Below are 18,683 nucleotides of genomic sequence, written 5' to 3' on the forward strand. Positions count from 1 at the left end.
ATCATTCAAAGAGGTGACAGTAATACCAGCTGCGGAGCCGATCGAGGACGAGTCCGGGTACGCCGACCGCATCCATGCCGCCGGTCAGGCCGCAACCGCCCCCGGTAGCCCCGCTTCCGCGGTCCTGCACCGGCTCCGTACGAGGACGATCCCCGCACCCTCTCCCAGCCGTCGAGGAGTCTCTCGGCGCCCCAGGCACGCCCGCCGACGTGTCCTCCGCCCCCGTCGCCTTCCCCGTCTGCGCGAGAACCCCTTCCCGCACCTGAGCATGCCGGTCCTGGCCCGCGTCCGGCTCCACGCCCGTAGCCGGTCGACGTGGCGGGCGTCGGCCCCTGGGCGTGAGGACCACAGCCACACCGGGCCCGGGTCCCGTCCGCCGGGCAGGCGCTCCACGGCCAGTCGGACCACGAGGCCGTGCAGGACGGGAAGTTCGGCGTTCTGGTCGGCGATCCAGGCCGAGCGACGGGTGAGCCGAGGGTGCAGGCGATCCTCTTCGTCCCGCGCGTCATCCGGTCCACCGGATTCGCACCCTTCGCGATCTCGGTCGCCCGCTGACCCCGACCGCTTCTCCGTCCCGTCGGCCCGGGGCGTCACCCCCTCCACCCGGCGTCGGCCGGCGCGTTGCGCCGCACGAGGCGGGCGTCAGGGAGCCTGGCGCTCCGGGTGGTTAGGGTGACCGGGGTGAGCGATGAAGCGGTCTCCTTGCGCCCGGTAGCCGAAACCGACCTCCCCGCCCTCGGCCGGCTGATCAACGACCCGGAAGCGACCGGTGAGTTCCAGTGGCACGGCTGGCGGGATCCCGAGCGGCTCCGCCGCCGCTGGGAGGAGCACGGGCTGCTCGGCGACGACCAGTGGATCTTCGCGGTCGCCCTCGGCGACGAGTTCTGCGGCTTCGTCGCCGCCGACCGGATGGGCCTGCTGCCCACCATGCCGTACTGGAACATCGGGATCCAGCTGGCCCCGCACGCACGCGGGCGCGGGATCGGAACCCAGGCCCAACGCCTCCTGGTGGACTACCTGTTCGCCTGCACACCGGTGATGCGCGTGGAAGCGGACACCGAGACCGGCAACCTCGCCGAGCAGCGTGCCCTGGAGAAGATCGGCTTCACCCGTGAGGGCGTCCATCGCGCCGTGACCTTCCGCGCCGGCGAATGGCGCGACTCCGCCATGTACGGCCTCCTGCGCACCGACCCCAGGCCGTAGCGTGACATCCCGGCCCGCGCCCCGGACTTCGCCGCTGCGAACGCGGGTCGACACGGCGCGGGACCTGATCCGCCGGCGCGGGCCGGCCGCCGTCTTCGTCGGCCGCTTCGTCGCCTTCTTCCGCCCGCTGGTGCCCTCGCTGGCCGGGATGTCCCGGATGCCGTACCGCCGGTTCCTGTTCCACAACGCCCTCGGCGGGCTCGCCTGGGGCGTCGGCTTCACCCTGCTGGTCTGGTACCTGCGACGGCACCGCTCACGGCGCCACGATCCCTCGGACGACAGCGACAGCGCCGCCGACACCGGCACCGGCACCCCGCGCCGATCACGTGCGACCGAGGGCCCGTCCCGCCGGACGGGCCCTCGATCGCACGGGCGCGGAGCGTCACGCGAAGCGGGAGCTGCGGACCGGGCCGGCGGAGCGGACGCGGTCGCGCGGGCCCGCGGCGGGCCAGCCGGCCGCGCGGGTGGCGAAGGCCGTGAGGGCGGCGTCCGGGTCGGGCGGGGTCCGGCCGTCGCCCTCCGGGGCGGTCGGAGCGGCGGCCAGGACCGCCTCGGCGAGTTCCTCGGCCGAACGCCGGTCGGGCCCGGCCTCCTGCGGTTCGCCGTCCTCACCGAACCGCAGGCCGGGCTCCCACGGGGCGTTCACGATCTGCCCCAGCAGGGTGGAGACGTCGGCCGTCACGGCGGGCGGGTCGGTCCAGCAGGTGGCGTGCTCGAAGAGCAACTGGCCCTCGGCCCGCTCGTGCAGCTGCGCCACCACGTCCGGATCGCACGCGTTCAGGTCGTACGCGACCACCAGCACGTCCGGCGCCTCCGGCCGGTACGGTGCCGCCGGCAGGCCGAGCAGCCGCGCCGCCGCCAGTCCGAGCGCCCGGCTGCCCCGGTCGGGCAGCAGGCCGACCGAGGCGGGCTCGCGGTCGGTGGCGGCCAGCACGGCGCGCAGGCGCTCCAGGCCGTAACGGCAGTGCTCGAAGTCGTCCTGCAGGTAGGCCCAGCGGCCGGTCATGCCCTGGTCGAACCCGTGCGGGGAGAGGGTGGTGAGCAGGCCGCCGGTGAGCACGTAGTGCCAGCCGCGCAGGTCCTGGCCGTCGGCCGGCGGCAGGGCCGCGGCCCGCTCCAGCATCCGCCCGACCCGCTGCGCCGGGCCGACCCAGACGCCCTCGGGGGCCGACAGCGCCTCGTACACCTCCCGGGCCAGGGAGATCCGGCCGGCCATCAGCGCGTTGTAGACCGTCAGGTACCGGTCCGGCCAGTCGCCGAGCCGGGCGTCGTGCTCCCGCAGCACGGCCAGCGCCTCGTCGTGCCGCTCGCAGCCCTCCAGCGCGGAGACCAGCTCCAGCAGCACCTTGCGCGGGCCGAGCGCCTGGGCGGCCTGCGGCTGGGGCTTGCGGCGGAACAGGCCGGTGCGCGCCGGGGCGGCGGGCGGGGCCTGGACCAGCCGCAGCGCCTCCCGCAGCGCGGGTACGGCCACCGCGTCGATGCCGCGCTCGACGCAGGCGTAGCCGTAGGCGTAGAGCCGGCCGGCCTCCCCGGGCCGGGCCGCCAGTGCTGTCGAAGCCTCCACCAAGTCCTCGAAACCGGCGCCTTCGGCCAGCTCGGCCACCAGCGGTGCGATGCCGGCGGGCGGGAGCCGGTCGGCCGCGGAGCGCAGCACCCGCATCGATCCCTGCGGGTCGCCGGACTCGAAGAGCTCCCAGGCTTCGGACAGTTCGGTGGTCATGTGTCTCCGGGGTCGGGAGGGGCAGGACCTGAGGATGATCCTCGACCGGCCACCGTCCGGGCAACCCGGTTTCCACCGGCGGCCCGGGTGGGGGAGCCCGCCACCTGCCGCCGTTACAAGTCCCCTTCCCGCATGGGCGGTTCGGCGGGCCATTCCTCGCCGTGGCGCCGTCGAGGCGCCGCAGCCCGCCGGCGTCCGCGCCGGCCAGGCGGGCCGTGCCGTCCGCCGCGGTGAAGACGGCCAGCGACCGCAGGCCCGTGCGGCCGGTGCCGCGCATCCGAGGCCCGGCCACCTCCCCGGTCACCGCGTCGACCCGGTCCACGCGGCCGTCGCTCAACCCGAGCAGCAGGGTCCGCCGCCCGTCTTCTCCGCGGCAGGAAGCCGCCGCGGACACCCGCAGCTCCATGGCTTGCGCCGCTTGCCCCAGGTGTCGGGACAGGCCCGCTCGCCGGTCACCAGGTCGACCTGGACCACCGTCCCGTGCAGCCCCCGGGACTCCTCCAGGGCCACCAGCACCGGCCGTTCACCGCCCGCGTCGAGGTGCATCCGGCACAGCGGGCCGCCGGTGAATCCCGCGTCGAGCGCGAACTCCCTTACCAGGGAACCGTCTTCGGCGTCGTACGCCGCGAAGCCCCGGACCGGGGCGAAGACCGGCCGGATGACCGCCGGATGACCGCCGGCCGGCCGCCGAGCTCGGCCCCGAGCAGCTGCCCGGCGCCGATCAACGGGTTGCGCCAGACCGTGAAAGGGGTCGCCCTGTGCATGACTTCCGAACCTCACTGTCCTCAAAGGGGGGCTGTCCGCAGGACGGCCCCGAAGCCGGCGCGACGCTACCAACCGGACCGACCGGCAACGGCCCTCGTCCCCGCCCCGGCGCCCGCCACACGTCGCGGCAGCCACCGCGCCCGTCCGGTGGCGGTCAGTCCTGGCCGGCGGCGAAGGGGCCCATGGCCCATCTCGCCTCCCGCTACGCCGAGTTGGTGGCCCGCGGCTTCGGCTGAGGGCGGCGGAGCCGCCCGGGCGGTCGTGGCGCATCAGCGCGTGCCCTCAGCCCGGCCGGAGCGGCGGGCGGGGGCACGCGCTGCGGGTGATCCGGGCTCAGGTGGTGCAGGTGGCACCGGCGGCGGGCAGGGCGAGGGTGGTCAGGCAGCGGTTCATGGCGTCCCGCACGCACGGGGAGAACAGGAACGTGCTGGAGTCGTCGCCCTCACGGCCGACCACGACGCTGCCGGGCAGCTGGGCCGCCATGGCCGCGCCCACGTCGAACGGGACGGGGGACTGGTGGGCGGACGGCACGACGGCCGCGCGAGCGGACGCTCGTCACTCCGGAAGTCCGGCGTCTGCCGGCTTCTGGGGCGGGAACGTCCCCGCGTCCACCGCGAGGCCTACGCCGCCCGTATCGACCACGGGCGTCGACCGGCTCGACTGGTCACTCGCGAGCGGGGGCGCCCGCACTGGATCCGCCGTTGGAAGGCCTGGGTGTGGATGCAACCGCGGAGATGGCCAATGGAGAAAGGGGCGTTGCAGGACATCTACAATGCCCGCAAACGCGTGCACGGCGGGGCCCGCCGAGCTGAGCGACCTCGAGCGGGTTCGGGAGCAACGGACGGGCCGAGGCCATGACCGACGATGAGGACGATGTGCTGACGCTCCGCGATTCCCCAGCTACGTGTCGGACCTGCTCAAGGGTCACCGAAGCAGTCGGGAGCTGTCGATGTGATGTCACGCCGGTGGGGGCATCATGCGAACCGGGCTGGTCGGCCGGGACGTTCTCAGTGGTGTCGGCGGCGTGACCAGGCCCATCAGCGGAATGCTGCACCACGTCGAGATCTGGGTTCCTGACCTCGACCGTGCCACCGCATCTTTCGGGTGGCTGTTGGAGGCCCTCGGATACACGTTGTTCCAGAGCTGGAGCGATGGGCGCAGTTGGCGCCTCGGGTCGACGTACCTCGTCTTCGAACAGTCGAGGGCTCTCACCGCCGACCGTCATGACCGTTGTCGGCCGGGGCTGAACCACCTGGCGTTCCACATCGACGGACCGGACACGGTGGAGGCGCTGGTCTCGGAAGCCCTCCAGCACGGCTGGTGTCTGATGTTTCCCGACCGTCACCCGCACGCCAGTGGCGAGCACGTCTATGCCGCCTATCTGGAGAACGACGACGGTTTCGAGGTCGAGCTCGTCGCGATCAGTGCGTCGGAGGCGGACTGATCGCGACGAAGGCGGGTTGAGTCCCCCGGGGAGCGTGGCTCAAGCGGAGCCGGCCGTACTGTCGCCGCTACCGGTGGGCTGCGGGCCGGCCGCTGGGACGATGTTGTAGCTGAGGTTCCAGGACATGGAGATGCGGACGGAGTCGTCGTGGAACTCGGGTACGGCGTGCTTGAGCCAGCCGGGGAACAGCACCAGTTCCCCGGGCGCGCAGCGCAGGCGGAAGTTGCGGCCCTCGCCGGCGAAGGTGATGCCGGGGTCGAAGTAGTCGATGTTCGCGCGGGGGTCGATGAGGTCCAGATCGCACGTGCCGGGTACTTCGACGTAGTAGATCGCCGCTATCGCGGTGTTGGGGTGGAAGTGGGCTTCGTGGTGGTCGCCCATGTTTGCGCCACGGCTGCGAGGTAGGCGCCATACAACTCTCGCTCGACGTCGGTCCGGCGAAGCGTTTCCTCCCGACGCCATCGGGATCGGTCCGCCAGGGAAGTGGCACCCACGGCCATGACTCCGCCAATGACAGTACCGACGATCGTCCCCCAGCCCACGTCTACAGGGTATGGGCCGTGCACGCGGAGCAACAGACGTCGGCATGCTGTCCTTGACGGACTGTCCGACGCCCGTACCGCGAACGCCGCGCTGCGTCCGTGTTGGTCGTGTCGGGGCTCGGTCGGCGGGAAGGCGGGCCCGGAGCTGGAGCTGTGGGTGAAGGCTGGCCCGGACCGGTTGGAGTGCCCGCAGTGCGTCAGCGACCGGGAGGTGGAGGAGCTGGGGCCGATGGTGCTGCCCGCCCCGGCCAAGCGTGAGCTGGTGGCCGCGCCGGTGTCCGTTCCGGGCGATCCGTGGTGGGAGGTACCGGTGTTCCACGCCAAGCTCTACCCGGGGCGGAAGCATCCGGGCATTGTGACAGCTGTGCTCTCCGCTCGGGATCTTGCTCTCCGCTGTGCCGTGGAGGGCGTCCGGGACGGCTTTGATGACGGCAGTGCCGGGTCGGGTGGCGAGTTCGGGGCTTACGTGTGACTTGCGTGTGTTGCCACGATGCGGAACAGGTCGAGGAGCAGCAGGATGTCGACTGCAATGCCTGCGATCAGCATGCGGCTCGTCGATCGGAGCAGGGCCGTGGCGCCGAGGATGATCCCGGTGACAAGGAGGGCGAGGGAGGTGGCGAGGATCAGGTAGTAGACGGAGTTCGGGGCGTCCTGGCTGGCGACCAGGCCGGCGCCGATGCTGGCGACGAGGAACTGGGGCAGGCCAAACAGCCAGACGGTGGCGGTCCTGCCGCTGGCAGGGCGGGGGCGCGGTGGCCTGGCCGGGGCGTACGGCGGGGGCTGGGACGGGGGGCCCGCGGGCATGGTTGGCATTGTGGGCCGGGCGGTGCTCAGGGCTGCTTGGAGAAGCTGCCCGAAGGCGGGGTCGTGGGAGATCTCGTCCACCAGGATGCTGCGGACGATGTCCGCCGCCCCGCCTCCTCCTCCCTCGGTGTCGAGCCGGAAGAGCGCGGCGGTGCCGAGCTGGGTGCGGCCGAGTCGCTCGCGCAGGAGCGCGGTCAGGTCCTCGCTTGGCACCCCCGGCGTTCTCGCGTAGGTGGCTGAGTTCACGAGTCCGTCGACTGCGGCTGCGGCCAACTCCCTTATGTCCAAAGCATATTCCCCCTCGTAGATGCCAACCGTGATGGTACGGATCGAGACTAGTGCGCACCAGTGGGCTCAGGTGTGGCGGGTCGGTGGTTCGCTGGTTGATCTTGTTGGCTGTCTGTGGGTTTGGTGGATGGTTGAGAATTCTGGACCGGTGGTTGGTCTGGTGGTTTGGGGCTGGGGGCCAGTTCCGTCGGGGTGTTCGGCTGGGTGTCTGGGGCGTTGGCCTGCGTAGTTGTGTGGTTGGTTGAGAAGTTCTGGATGGCCTGAGAAGCGGTGGGGTTTCTCGCAGTTGTGATGAGAGCCCTGTTTGTCTTCTTGGGGTTCGGGGCTTGTCAGAGGCCGGCGCGGTGTTTCAAGTCGTTGATCGTTGCTTGCCAGCTCTGTTGTGCGGTCGCGGGGATTTGGGATGTGACGGCTTCCATGGAGGTGACCGTGGCGGTGGGGCGGTACTGGAACTCGACCGACCAGGAGGAGTCTGTGAGGAGAGCGCGGAGCTCGTTGACGGCGCGGTCCGGCGCGGTGTGGTCCCTCAGGAGGACGAGTGCGCTGGGTGCGCTGTGGTCCGGGTCGGTGAACACCTGGCCGTCGGGGTTGATGAATAGTCCTTGGAGGGCGGCTTCGCGGTAGGGGTCTGGCCATAGGCTGGGATTTTTGGCGACTGCTTCGATTCCCTCTATGCGGACGTTGAAGGTTGCTCTGGCTGCTCGCTGTCCAACCGCGAGCCCGAGTGCGCGTTGCTCCGGTTCGTCGAGTTTGGTGATGTTGGCGGCGGTCAGCCGCTGCGTGAGGTCGCCGCTGTAGAAGCTCTCGCCGTCGAGGAGGCCGGAGATGAGGGGCTGTACCGCCCCCAGGAGCACGATGTGCAGCCTGGCCAGTGCCCATCGCGTCCAGATCAGTGCCCCGTGGACGGATGCCTCGACCACTTCGTCGGTGACGGTGTGGACGACCGCGCGTCCGTGTCCCGTGCCAAACCGGTTGCGCAGTTCACGCAGTTGGCTCGCCATTCGCCTTGCGGCGTCGGGGATCTGCCGCAGCGGGTCGTTGCCGGCCAGCTCCGGACCGATGGCATGCTCGACGGTCTTGTGAGCTGAGGTCAGTACCTGGAGGTAGTCCGCGTTGTCTCCACTGGGCTTCCCCGCCGCAGCGAGCGTTACCCGGGACACGGACTCGACCAGTTCCTTGGCGGAGCCGACAAGCAGTGGGCGGTCGTTGTCGGCGGCTGCCCGTCTGAGCCGGTTGTAGGCGTCGGTGATGGCGCCCCAGCTTTCCTCTCGTAGCCACTGCGCACGGGGGAGGGGTTCGTCGGTCAGTCTGTGAATCACAGGGCGATCATCTTCCCATCTGTGGTCGCCGGGGCCCGTCGCCGAGGACGCTGACCTGCTCGATGTGGGCCGCGTGGCGGTTGCGTCAGTAGCCGTCTGGTCAAAGGGTGGCGTTGGTGGTGCGGCGTCGGCGGCGAAGGTCGCGTTGGGCTTGGGCGCGGGCGCATTCCCGGGAGCAGTATTTGACGCCGGTGGTGCGGTGTTGGCCGTATTCGGCGCGGCCGCGCTGGCGTACGAAGTTGCGGCCGCAGTTCTCGTTGGCGCACCGGCGCACGGTGGCTTCCTCTACGAGGTGGTTGTACAGCTGAAGGAAGGCCACCGAGAGGATGGTGGGGTCGCGGTCGGCCAGGTTTCCCACTCCGATGCTGAACCGGCCCAGTGCCCTGTTCAGCACCTGCTCGAGTGCGTGGATGCGGCCGTCGATGAGGAGCTCACGCAGGTGATCGAGGGAATGCGGCCACGGCGTCTCGCTGACCTCCAGGTTCTCCGATTGGCTGTCGGCGAGGGCCTCTTCGGTGATCTCGGGCTCGACTAGGGCTTCGAGACCGCCTTCACGCTGGCAGGCGATCCAGGTGGCAACGGCGTCCTGAGCGGTCTCCAGGTAGATCCTGATGACGTCTTTGTGTACGGCGAAAGGGTAGGGCTGCTCGTCGCTGTCGGCTTCGGGAAGCTTCTGGAGCGCTTCCCAGATCTCCGGGGTGTCGATGTGGAGGTCCTCCCGGTCGGTGCCGAAGAGCGAACCGTAGGCCGTGAACAGCGCCGCCGTGCCTTCGAGGTCGTCGGCCCGGACCTCCATGAGCTCGCGCAGGTAGAAGTCGTCCGGCAGATAGACCAGTTCGCGGTCTTGGGGGACCGGAGTCCACAGTAGCCAGTCGCCCTTGATCCGGACGTCTTTGATACGGCGTGCGATCGGGGGGACGGGGATGACGGTGTCAGGCCAGAGCGTGGGACGAAAACGTGGGTCAACGTATGCCGACATGGCGTCAGCTTAGCGGGTAGCGTAGTAGTACGGAAGCGTCGGTTTTAGTACCACGGAAGTGTGTTGAGGGGGAGGGCCGCGTGGCCGACTGGACCCACCGCAAAGCGATCGGGGACCGGCACGAACAGCACGTCATGCACGAACTCGAACGCCGTGGCTGGACGGTCCACCCGTTCGGCCAGGGCACCTATCCGCCGGCGATCCAGGCCGCGCTGCGCCTCACCGACTCGCCCCTGCGGCAGCTGCCCGACATGATCGCCGCGCGGGGCATGCAGGTCGTCTGCATCGACGCCAAGACCTCGCTGGGCAGCGCGGACTCCCACCGCTTCTCCGTCTCTCGCAAAAGCCTGGTGGCGGGCCTCCAGTTCACAGCCATCAGCGTCTCGATCCCGCTGTACTACGTCTTCGGTGACCTGAGGGTCCTGACTCCCTCGGAGGTGGCGTTCTACAGCGGCTACGGGCACCATCACCCGGGCGGCTCCTACTACCTGGTGACCACCCAGCAGGCGCATGGTTTCGATGACGTCTTCGGCACGGGCGGGCTTCGGCAGGCGGGCTGACTGGTGGGGATCAGCGGAACGCGCAGATAGCCGGGTCATGCGGCCCTGGCGTACGACGGCAGGTCTTTCCTGCCGGTGCCGGAGTGTTCGCCGCGGCCGCCGGGCCGTCCGGTGGGGCCGGCTGGTGCAGGCTCGGGGCGGCGGACCGCAGGGAGGGGTTCAGTTTTCGGTTGGCGGTCGTTCGCGGGTTTGTCGTACCCGGTCGGGACAGTAGTTGTGGACGTGATGGCCCGTCGTGCCAGCGCTAATGGAGATCCATGCGCGCTGGCAGGGCGGGCCCTTTGACGTGGGCCCGCGTGGATGCTGCACGAAGGAGTACGCAGTGGGACCCGCATCTACCGGTCGTCCGGTTGCAGTCGTATCTTGCCGCCGTGGCGGTGCCGCATGACGCTGAGCGAGCTCTCCGCGACGGTGACGGCCGGCGGGGGTCTTTTGGCGGCCCTGTACTACCTGGGCCGTCGGGTGCTGAGGGGTCTGGAGGCCCTTCTGCTGGCCGTGGTTCCTGTCATCGCCGCGCTGAGCGAGGTGCGCCGGGCGTGGCGGGAGCCGGGCCGCCATGCCATCGAAGCGGCGGATGCGAGCGAGGAGGGCGAGCGGCGTGTTCTCCTCTGAGGCTTGGGCCCGGGTGCGTCTTCTGCACGAGGGCGGCATGCCGATCAAGCAGATCGCACACCGTGAGGGGATGGCGCCGAACACGGTGCGCCGCCTCGTCCGCGCGGCGGAAGCCCCCCGCTACCGGCGGTCGCCGCGCCCCCCGGTCTCGGCCCCGTTCGAGGCCCGGATCCTGCGCCTGCTGAAGGAGCAGCCCTCCCGGTCTGCTGCGGAGATCGGCCGCCGGATCAGGTGGCCGGCGTCGCAGAGCCTGCTGCGGGCCGAGGTGGCGCGCTTGCGTCCTTTGGTGACGGTGCCGGTACTGCGACAGCGTCTCGTGCCAGAACTGGCGCCGGGCTGGGCGGAGTGCGGTCTGTGGCTGCCCGAGGGCCCGGTAGAGGTGGGGGCCGGGCAGCGGCGCCGCTGCCCGGTCGTGCTGATGGTCGCCGGGGACTCCGGCCGGCTGGCAGCCCGGGCAGCGGTGTCATCGAAGCTGTCGGACGTGTGGGCCGCTCAGCATCACCTTCTCCATGAGTGGGGCGGCGTGCCGCACACGGTGCGCTGGGATCCCCAGGGCATCGATGTGCCGTCATGGAGCTGGGACGAGGGAACTGGCTGGTCCACTTACCGGATGCAGGCCGAGCTGGGCAGCACCACGGTCGAGTTCGTCGACGAGGGAACCACCGTGTCGAACCTGCTGGCGACCGCCCGTCGGTATCTCACGGCGGCCTGCCCACCGGATCGTTCTTTCACATCGCCGGAGGACCTTGCCGCCGCCCTGCACACGTGGCAGGAGGACTTCCACAGATCTTGGGATCCTGACCGGACAGCGCGCTGGGCCGCTGAGCGCTCTGCCCTGTTCGGGGGTCCTTCAGCTGCCCATCCGCTGCTCCAGCCGCCTCCGGACAGCCACCGTACCCGGGTGCAGCCGGACTCCGCCGGGTACGTGCGAGCCGCAGGCAACGACTACCTGGTGGGCGAATGGGGAGCACGGCGCCGGCTCACCGTGAAGGTCACCGACGTCGAGGTGGTGATCTGCAGTGGCGGCTACCACGCCGGTGGTTTCCACACCGTCGTCTATGCCCGCTCCTGGGCCCAGAGGATGCAGGTCACGGTTCCGCTGCGCCATGAGCTGATAGAGCCCAGCAGCGGCGTGCGGAGGGAAGTGGACGGTCCCTGAACACGGACCGGGCAGGCCTGGGGTTAGTGGGTGTGGTGGCGGGTCCAGGTGGTGAGGAGGTCACCGGGTAGTGGGGTGAGGCGGGGCAGGCCGAGCGCGGCTGCCGTGGTGTTGAGGAATGCGCGTACGGCCGGGTGGGGGCGGCCGTGGCGGGGTGCGGGGAACAGGGCGGTGGTGGCCAGGTTCCGGGCGAGGGTGACGGTTTCGGGGTAGGTGACGGCGTCACGGGCCAGGAGTGTCCAGGAGCCGGTCACGGGCTTCACGTCGGGGTTGGTGGCCTGGAGGAGGCGTCGGCGGTGCTGCCAGCGGGCGGTGAGGGTGGCGTGGGTGCAGTGGTCGTGCCAGCGGGTGGTGACCGCGGTGGCCCAGGTCCACGCGTCCGCGGTGTCTGTGCGCCGGTGTAGGCGCTGGTGGCCCGTGTGGGCGCGGGTGAGTTCGGGGAGCACGGCGGTACTGAGGCTGTGGTGCGGGCCGGCGGCCCAGCGGTGGTGGCGCGGACACAGCCGTGTGTGGTCGGGCAGGTAGGCCAGGGCCCGGTTGGTGGTGCCGTGGGTGCGGCGCAGGGTGCAGGTGGGGCAGGCCCGCGCGGGAGCCTCGTGGGCCCCGAGCCCGCGCCAGGCGGCGTGGCCGCCTGTGCGGCCGGGGCGGGCGGTGACTGGGGGGGAGGGCGTTCAGGCGGGGCAGGGCGCGGGTGAGGTGGTGGTGGGGGACGCGGGTGAACACGGCGAGGTGGTGCTGCGCCGTGTGGTCGAGGTGGATCTCGGATCCTCCTGGCGTGTGGCCGGGGCGGCCGGTGGTGGTGATGTTCAGGCCGTCCAGGAGGTAGGGCGGGGGCAGGTGGTGGGCCTGGGCGAGGCGGGAAAGCCAGGAGGCGGTGCTCTCCGACGGCAGGGGCCGGACGTCCTGGGTGGTGGGCACGGGGGCCGGCAGCGCGGGGTGCGCTGCCCGGCCCGGGTGGGCGCCGCTCACCTCGGGCCGGGCGGTCGGCGTCGGGCCCGGTGGGTGGGGCGGTGGTGTTCTTCGGCGAGGTGGTCGAGGGTGATCGCGTCCAGGGAGGTCTTGGTGATCTTCTCGGTGCCGTCGACGATGGCGGTGATCGCGGCTTCGCGGATGAGGCGGGAGAGGCTGCCGATCCGGCCGGCGGTCCGCTCGTGCAGGTAGGGGGCCAGGCGCCGCAGGGAGCCGGGGCGGTGGGCGGTGAGGTCGAGGGCGTTCTCGAACGCGGCCACGGTGGAACGGAACGGCGTCTGGGGGCCGTGGCGGGCGGGCAGGGGGTCGCAGTCGACCAGCGAGGCGCGCCCGGCGAGCTGGGCGCCGCGCACGCCGGAGAACAGCGGGGTGTCGGTGACGTCGACGCCGGCGTACACGAACGTCGCGGGTAGCCGTTCGGAGAGGTCTTTGAGGAAGTCGGCGGCCTCGGCGCCGCCTGTGGTGCGGGGGTTGAGGCGGTGGATCTCGTCCACGAGGACCAGGCTCACCCCCAGGCTGGTGTACATGCTGCAGACGGTCGCGGTGAGCAGGGCCTGGGTCATGCGCGGGCCGACCGGCAGGCCGACGAAGCGGGCGAACTCGGCAGCCAGGCTCTTGGCGCTCGCGCCGGGCGGCACCAGGATGTACGCGACCGGCGCCCGCCCGGGGACGGGACTGTGGGACAGGGACCGCTGGTGCAGCTCGTAGGTGCGCCCGACTTCCTGCAGGGCGGTGCTCTTGCCGGTGGTGGGCGGCCCGGTGACGATCAGTCCGGGGCGGGCGGTGCCGTCCTGGTGGCGCCCGAGCAGTGTGAGGGTGCGCACGCTGGCGGTGATCTTGTCGAGGGCCGGGGTGCGTACGACGACGAACCGGGAGTGGTAGGCCAGCCGCTGGGCGGCGCTGCGCCGGGGTCCCTCGGGTGAGGGCGGTGCGGGTCGTTTGCGGTCGACGAAGCGCCGCCATTCCTCCCAGGTGGTGGGCGTCGCGCTCCCGGCCTGGGCCGCGGGCTGACGGGCGGTCGGGGTCACCACTGCTGCGCCTCCTCGGCCGCGTCGAACAGCCCGAAGCCGGCGTCCCCCGCATCCGCGTCGTCCAGACCGTCCTCGTCGTCCCAGCCGGGCCCGGCGTCGTCGAGACCGTCCTCGTCGTCCTCACCGCCCGGGGCCGGACTTCCCGGGGTTGGCACCGGCGTGGGCCACGGTGCGGCGGCGCCGAACAGTGTCGCGGAGGCCTCGTCTTCCCCGGCCGCCGTCCCGGCCCGTGCGACGCCGGCCCGCCGTGGCCGCGGAACGTCATGCCCGCGACCCTCTCGCTGCTGCCCGGGGCCGGCGTTTCCCGCACCGGCGGTCCGCTTCCGCTGTCTCGTTTCACCGCGCCTGGTTGCCTGTCCGTCCGGGTCCTCCACGGTGTCGGGCCCGGTGGGCCCGTCGGTGTCGTGGGGGAGGGCGGCGGGTGCGTGGCGGGTGATCAGGGCGTGTTCGCGGGGGTGGGCGGTGCCGCCTCGGGCGCGGCGCAGGAGGTCGTCGAGGGCCCTCGCGAGGTCGGCTTCGTGCCGGTCGCGGTCCCCGCGTCGGGCGACGGTGTCCTTGAGGTGCTGCCACAGCTGGTCGCCGAAGGGCTGGTGGACGTGGTCGGCGTGGATCCACGGGATGGGCGTGAAGCCGCCGTCGCCGAGGCGGACCCAGATCCGGCGGGCGTCGTGGGGGTTGTGGTGGACCTCCCACCGGCCCTGCTGCGCTGTGACGCCGGAGGGCTGGCCGCGGTAGTCGGTGAGCGCGGGGTGGTCGTAGGTGCGGTGGTTCAGGCGGATGCCGCGCTCGGTGATCGGTTTCCAGACCACGGGCAGCAGTTCGATGTAGTCGTCGCCGCTCAGGGGGAGCGGCACGTGCCCGGTGGCGCCGAGCATGGCGCCCCACATCTCGTTCGGGGTCAGGGCGGTGGCGGGCATCGAGGGGTGGCGCAGTCCCTCGGTGGGCCGGTTCTGCCACTCGGTGGTGATCCACTGGTCGAGCATGTCCTGCAACTGGACGACGCTCCACACGGCCTCGCGCTGGCTGTCGGATCCTCGGCGCAGGACGTTGGCGCCGGTGTGGCCGGCGACGTGCTGGCAGAACAGGGTGTTGACGGACCCGAAGGCACGCTCGACGTGGCCCTTGGCGCTGGGGCGCCTCGGCGGGGTGGGCTGCACGCTGATGCCCAGGCTCTCGCAGGCGGCCAGGAACGCCGCGGACAGGAAGATCCGGCCGCGGTCGACGACCACGGTCTCCGGCACCACCACCGGGCGGCCAGCGGCGGCCGCCAGGCGCGGGTCAGCGTCCAGGAGGTCCTCGTACGGCACGGGCGCGCGCGACATCGCCAGCGCGTCGGGCCAGGCGGGGCGCAGCGGGTGCGGGACGGCCATCTCGGCGAGCAGCAGCGCCGCGTCGACGGCCTTGGTGCTCGCCGGGCGCAGGACGGCGGCCAGGATGGAGCGGGTGGCGACGTCCAGCGCGATGGTCAGCTCCGGGCGGCCGGTGGTGCCGTCGGCGAAGACGGCCATGACGTCCAGGCGGGTGGAGTCGAGCATGACCTGCTCGCCCGGCCGCAGCGCCACCGCCGGCGTGAACGGCCGCCCCGGTGAGGCGGTGGCGGTGCGCGCGGGCCGGCCGGGCAGTTCAGCGGGGTCGGCCAGCGCCTTCACCAGCCGGTAGAACGTCGCCTGCGCCGGCAGCTTCACCGCCCCCACTCCGTACCGCTCGTCCAGCACCTGACGAGTGAGCTGCATCAACCCCTTCACCGTGCCCTTGGAACGGCCGCGCTGGCGCCGCAGCGCCTCCAGCACTGCAGCGACGACCTTCTCGTCGGCGCGCCCGGTGCGGCTGACCGGCTTGGTGGTGCGGTGGTCGACCAGCCCCCACAGCCCCTGTCGCCGATAGTTCAACCGCATCCGCTGCACCGTGCTGACAGCGACGCGTTCCCACCCCAGCGCGGTGAGCTCGTCGGCCTTGGCCTGCTCCCGCTCGGCGAGCGTGCGCGAGAGCGGGTCGTACTGAGGCCGCGGCACCCCCGCCGCGCCCTCCCCACCGACGAGCCCGAACTCCACTTCCTGGATGTGCCGCTGCCAGGCCAGCGCCTTCTCCTGCTCGCGCACCGGCACCGTCTGGAACAGCCCCCACTGCGGTACCCCCGCCTGCGGCCGCGCGCCGGTCACCGCGAAGTCCGGCGCCGCCACCAGGTGCCCGGCCAGCACGGTTGCGACCTCGCCCCGCTCGCCAGCCAGGCGCACCAGCTGCCCCTCCACCCCGACCACCTGCCAGGCACGCCCGTCGAAGACGACGTGCGCGCCCACCGCCAGCACCCGCCGGCCCGACCCGCCACTCACGCCGCCACCCCCCGACCCACCACGGTCCCGGCGTCCAACGGCCGCTCCTCCAACGCCGCGGACAGAGCACCGGACCACAACAGATGGAAGACCATCGGCCCCGCCCGCAACGGCACACCCACCGCCGCGACCCCCTCCGCCAACGCCCTCGGCCGCGCGAACGCGGCCAGCACCGCCTCACGCAGCACCCCGTCAGCCCCGAACCGGGGATGCCGGTACCCGGCCAGCCACCGCACATTCGCCGCCACCACCGGCGACGGCGGCTCCAACCGCCGATACACCCACCCCACCCCCTCACACACCTGAGCCAGCACCCGCGCAGCCCGCTGCGCCGCCGGCCCGCCCGGGCCAGGGACGGCAGGACAGTCGGCCAGCAGCGCCCCGCCGCCCGCGTAGCGGGCGAACAGCTGCGGCACCCAGGAACGCACCGTGCCGTCGTCCTCGCGCCACAGCAGCCGCACCGGCCGCCCCGCCAGACCGGTCACCGAACGCTCGCGGTCCAGCAGCATCAACTGCATCCGCATCGCCATCGACCCGTGCGCCACCAGCCGCCCCGTCGTCGAGGACCACCACCACCCCGGACCCCAGCTGCGCCCCGGCACCACGGGGAACGCCGCAACCGGCCCCAACTCCTCGAAGCGCACCTGCCCGGCCGCCCGCCCCAGGCGCTGCTGGACCACCTCGCCGGCGACCGTGACGAAGCACGCCTCCACCCTTGCCGCGTCCACCAAACCCACCCCTCACCGCAGAGACCTGCCGCCAGGCAGTCAAGTCCGTTGAGAATCCGGCAGATAGGAGAACGGACACCGTTCACTCCAACGAGTGCTGCACGCCAGGTTCTACCCGGCGAGGGGCCGCAGGGTGTGACCTGTTGGCTTCTGTGGGCGTGAAATGGCCTCATAGGCCTAGTTGTCTGGACCTTTGGTTGGACCTGTTGACGCGTCCTGCGGGTCGGGGGCCGGGCTGTTCTGATGACTATGTGTGATGGTTGGCGAGGTCGGGGGTCGGGTCGGCTCACTCGAGGGCCGGTGGGGCATTGTTGGATGTGGATTCGGGGGTTAATTCCACCGAGAATTCCGTTGAATTGTTTCGGCGGATTGGTTGCCCGCAGTAGTCTGAATTCGGGCCGGAATTGCGGGGTAGGGGTGGCGGCGGGGGTTGGTGTTCGGTTTGGTGGTCCGGGCTGGGTGCCGCCGTCCCGGGCCTGCCGTCCGAGTCGTTCCGGCCTGCTACGCCTGGCCGGCCGCCGTCCTCGATGGATGGCTGGGTGGCTGTCAGGCCACCCTGGCCGCTGTCCTGGTCGGCCGCCAGGCCGTCCCGCTGCGCCCTGGCCGTCGATGGTTTGGGTTGGTTGGTCAGGGGTGTTGGTGGGGCGTGGGGTGGAGGTGGATGGGGAGGTCGGGGTGGTCGCGCCAGGGGGTGGCGAGGGCTTGGAGGGCTGCCCACGTGGCGCGGGCGGCTGCGTCTGGCTGGTCTTGGCCGAGGTGGTGCCACAGCGCCTGGTAGAGGTGCCGGGAGGTGGCGAAGACCGCGTTCACGGCGTTGCTGACGACGGCGCGCTGCTCGTCCCGTAGTGGGTGCGGCGTACCCGGGATACGGATGATGGGGCCGAGGGCGGCGTAGGCCCGGCCGTCGATGAAGTTGTGCAGGTCTCTCAGCTGCTGCTGTGTCGGCAGCGACGGCTCGGGTATGGCGGGAGAGGTCATCAGGGCACGTTACCGGCCTCCCCGGGCCCGCTGCCGCCTGCCCGCGTCGCCCGGTGCGGCGCTCCGCTGCCGGGCCTGGCAGCCGTCCTGGTCGGCCGCCAGGCCGTCCCGCTGCGCCTGTCCCGGCCGCCGGCGGCCCGTCCGTGCCCGTCTCGGCCGTCCGGGGCGCTGTGCCTGTGCCCCCGTCCTGGCCGTCCGGTGCCGCCCCGCTGCGCCCCGCCCTGGCCGCCGTCGTGGCCGCCGTCCAGGTCCGGTGTTCGGTTTGGTGTCGCCACTCCGGGAATTGCTCGGGTGACGCTGGACGGGATTTCTTGGGCGGCCTGGAAGGGCGGTCGCCGTGTCGGATTCAGGGGCCGTAGGCCCCTTTCTGAGATGCCCGAATTCGATTCCCAGCCGCTGCGCCCCGAAAGGGTTCCGGATTTTCCCCAGAAAGGGAGCGTAAGGGAATTCGGATTCCCGCCGTGAGCGCGGCCGGGTAGAGCGGTGATGGGCGGTCGCCGTGAGGTTGCCTGTTCGCCGCTGGCGCCCTCCGGGGAACCGGTAGGATAGGGCTATGTGGCAGCCGGCGAAACGCTCCCGGATTCGCTTCGGATTCCGGTTCGGAGTCTGCGGTTGAGGGCCCGCCAGGGACCGCCGTTCGGGGCGTCCGTGAGGGCCCGCCACCGGGGCCGGGGAGACCGAAGCCGGACCGGTGGCCCGGAGGTTGCTCCCGAGGGCCGCAGGCCCCGCCCCAGGGGCGCCGGATGGGCCGCCAGCCCAGCAACCAGGCGGCGGACCGGCCACCGGCCGGGACCGGGGGAGGGCCCCCAGGGGTGGGGTTGTGACTGATACCGGAAGTCCGCGACACATCGTCAACGCCGAGGGCCGCAGGCCCCGGCCGGCACCCCGCCCGCCCGGAGGGATGGGCTACTACCCGAATTCCGCGTCACATCGTCAACGCTCACCCCGGGCGCAGCCCGGGAAACCCTGCCAGCCAATCGGGCCCGTAGGGCCGTGAAAACATCGGCCCAACAAGACCGGAATGCCGACCGATTGACGGGCCGTAGGCCCGGGGAAAAGCCATCGGAAAGGCGGAGTGCAGCGACGCCCAAGCCCCGCTACCAACCACCCGAGCAAGCCCGCTAATTCGCCGCAGGCGAATTCCCCCAACCACCCACCACCCGCCGAGGCGCAGCCGAGGCCACGCCACGCATGGTGACGGCGTAGCCGGCACTCCCCGGCTGACGCCGCGTCAGCGGCGCCCCGGCCGCCA

18 protein-coding genes and 2 pseudogenes are annotated in these 18,683 nt (G+C 71.8%); 7 read left to right on the forward strand and 13 right to left on the reverse strand.

The window, feature by feature from the left end; genetic code table 11:
- Positions 1–681 precede the first annotated feature (681 nt).
- Positions 682–1,203 (forward strand): GNAT family N-acetyltransferase, encoded by a 522-nt coding sequence (locus IE332_RS31110; protein ID WP_189922939.1) that lies wholly within the window; start codon positions 682–684, stop codon positions 1,201–1,203.
- A gap of 1 nt (position 1,204) precedes the next feature.
- Positions 1,205–1,423 (forward strand): annotated as a pseudogene (locus IE332_RS31115) (DedA family protein); the annotation flags it as partial.
- Between the two features lie 162 nt (positions 1,424–1,585).
- Here IE332_RS31115 and IE332_RS31120 read toward each other — a convergent pair.
- From IE332_RS31120 to IE332_RS31130, 3 genes are all read right to left on the reverse strand, one after another.
- A complete protein-coding gene (locus IE332_RS31120; RefSeq protein ID WP_189922941.1) occupies positions 1,586–2,923 on the reverse strand; it encodes a hypothetical protein in 1,338 nt (445 codons plus the stop codon).
- A 333-nt stretch (positions 2,924–3,256) separates the two neighbouring features.
- Entirely contained in the window at positions 3,257–3,469 is a 213-nt protein-coding gene (locus IE332_RS31125) for a hypothetical protein (RefSeq protein ID WP_189922943.1), read from the reverse strand.
- Positions 3,470–4,021: 552 nt separating this feature from the next.
- Positions 4,022–4,219: an alpha/beta hydrolase gene (locus tag IE332_RS31130; RefSeq protein WP_229929055.1), complete on the reverse strand. Its 198-nt coding sequence runs from the start codon at positions 4,217–4,219 to the stop codon at positions 4,022–4,024.
- Positions 4,220–4,733: 514 nt separating this feature from the next.
- Between IE332_RS31130 and IE332_RS31135 the strand changes: the two genes are divergently transcribed.
- Positions 4,734–5,132, forward strand: a complete 399-nt coding sequence (locus tag IE332_RS31135) for a VOC family protein (RefSeq protein WP_189922981.1) — start codon at positions 4,734–4,736, stop codon at positions 5,130–5,132.
- A gap of 39 nt (positions 5,133–5,171) precedes the next feature.
- Here IE332_RS31135 and IE332_RS41375 read toward each other — a convergent pair whose 3' ends face one another.
- A complete protein-coding gene (locus IE332_RS41375) occupies positions 5,172–5,513 on the reverse strand; it encodes a putative 2OG-Fe(II) oxygenase (RefSeq protein WP_229929056.1) in 342 nt (113 codons plus the stop codon).
- Between the two features lie 390 nt (positions 5,514–5,903).
- Between IE332_RS41375 and IE332_RS31145 the strand changes: the two genes are divergently transcribed.
- Complete coding sequence (locus IE332_RS31145; protein WP_189922947.1) at positions 5,904–6,146, forward strand: hypothetical protein; 243 nt, start codon at positions 5,904–5,906, stop codon at positions 6,144–6,146.
- On the opposite strand, the gene IE332_RS31150 is transcribed toward IE332_RS31145, so the two are convergent.
- The 3 genes from IE332_RS31150 to IE332_RS31160 all read right to left on the reverse strand — a co-directional run bounded on the left by IE332_RS31150 (position 6,137) and on the right by IE332_RS31160 (position 9,064).
- Positions 6,137–6,691, reverse strand: coding sequence for a hypothetical protein (locus IE332_RS31150; protein WP_189922949.1), 555 nt, complete (start codon positions 6,689–6,691; stop codon positions 6,137–6,139). The genes IE332_RS31145 and IE332_RS31150 overlap by 10 nt on opposite strands.
- A gap of 404 nt (positions 6,692–7,095) precedes the next feature.
- A complete protein-coding gene (locus IE332_RS31155) occupies positions 7,096–8,085 on the reverse strand; it encodes an abortive infection family protein (protein ID WP_189922951.1) in 990 nt (329 codons plus the stop codon).
- A 100-nt stretch (positions 8,086–8,185) separates the two neighbouring features.
- Entirely contained in the window at positions 8,186–9,064 is an 879-nt protein-coding gene (locus IE332_RS31160; RefSeq protein WP_189922953.1) for a hypothetical protein, read from the reverse strand.
- Positions 9,065–9,144: 80 nt separating this feature from the next.
- On the opposite strand from IE332_RS31160, the gene IE332_RS31165 reads away from it, so the two are divergent.
- From IE332_RS31165 to IE332_RS31175, 3 genes are all read left to right on the forward strand, one after another.
- Entirely contained in the window at positions 9,145–9,624 is a 480-nt protein-coding gene (locus tag IE332_RS31165; protein WP_043473725.1) for a hypothetical protein, read from the forward strand.
- Between the two features lie 384 nt (positions 9,625–10,008).
- A complete protein-coding gene (locus IE332_RS31170; RefSeq protein WP_189922955.1) occupies positions 10,009–10,236 on the forward strand; it encodes a hypothetical protein in 228 nt (75 codons plus the stop codon).
- A 37-nt stretch (positions 10,237–10,273) separates the two neighbouring features.
- Complete coding sequence (locus IE332_RS31175; protein WP_189922957.1) at positions 10,274–11,395, forward strand: hypothetical protein; 1,122 nt, start codon at positions 10,274–10,276, stop codon at positions 11,393–11,395.
- Positions 11,396–11,418: 23 nt separating this feature from the next.
- Here IE332_RS31175 and IE332_RS41380 read toward each other — a convergent pair whose 3' ends face one another.
- From IE332_RS41380 to IE332_RS31205, 6 genes and pseudogenes are all read right to left on the reverse strand, one after another.
- Positions 11,419–11,841 (reverse strand): hypothetical protein, encoded by a 423-nt coding sequence (locus IE332_RS41380; protein ID WP_229929057.1) that lies wholly within the window; start codon positions 11,839–11,841, stop codon positions 11,419–11,421.
- 184 nt (positions 11,842–12,025) lie between these two features.
- A pseudogene (locus IE332_RS42495) lies at positions 12,026–12,364 on the reverse strand (TniQ family protein); the annotation flags it as partial.
- Positions 12,361–13,395 (reverse strand): AAA family ATPase, encoded by a 1,035-nt coding sequence (locus IE332_RS31190; RefSeq protein ID WP_229929058.1) that lies wholly within the window; start codon positions 13,393–13,395, stop codon positions 12,361–12,363. The gene IE332_RS31190 and the pseudogene IE332_RS42495, both read right to left, overlap by 4 nt.
- Entirely contained in the window at positions 13,389–15,725 is a 2,337-nt protein-coding gene (locus IE332_RS31195; protein ID WP_189922963.1) for a TnsB C-terminal domain-containing protein, read from the reverse strand. Before IE332_RS31195 ends, IE332_RS31190 begins: the two co-directional genes overlap by 7 nt.
- The gene (locus IE332_RS31200; RefSeq protein WP_308437625.1) at positions 15,722–16,453 is read right to left on the reverse strand and encodes a TnsA-like heteromeric transposase endonuclease subunit; all 732 of its coding nucleotides are present in this window, start codon (positions 16,451–16,453) and stop codon (positions 15,722–15,724) included. Before IE332_RS31200 ends, IE332_RS31195 begins: the two co-directional genes overlap by 4 nt.
- A gap of 627 nt (positions 16,454–17,080) precedes the next feature.
- Positions 17,081–17,431, reverse strand: coding sequence for a hypothetical protein (locus IE332_RS31205; protein ID WP_189922967.1), 351 nt, complete (start codon positions 17,429–17,431; stop codon positions 17,081–17,083).
- Positions 17,432–18,683 lie beyond the last annotated feature (1,252 nt).

Origin of the sequence: Kitasatospora xanthocidica (assembly GCF_014656195.1) — a bacterium.
Classification (GTDB): Bacteria; Actinomycetota; Actinomycetes; order Streptomycetales; family Streptomycetaceae; genus Kitasatospora; species Kitasatospora xanthocidica.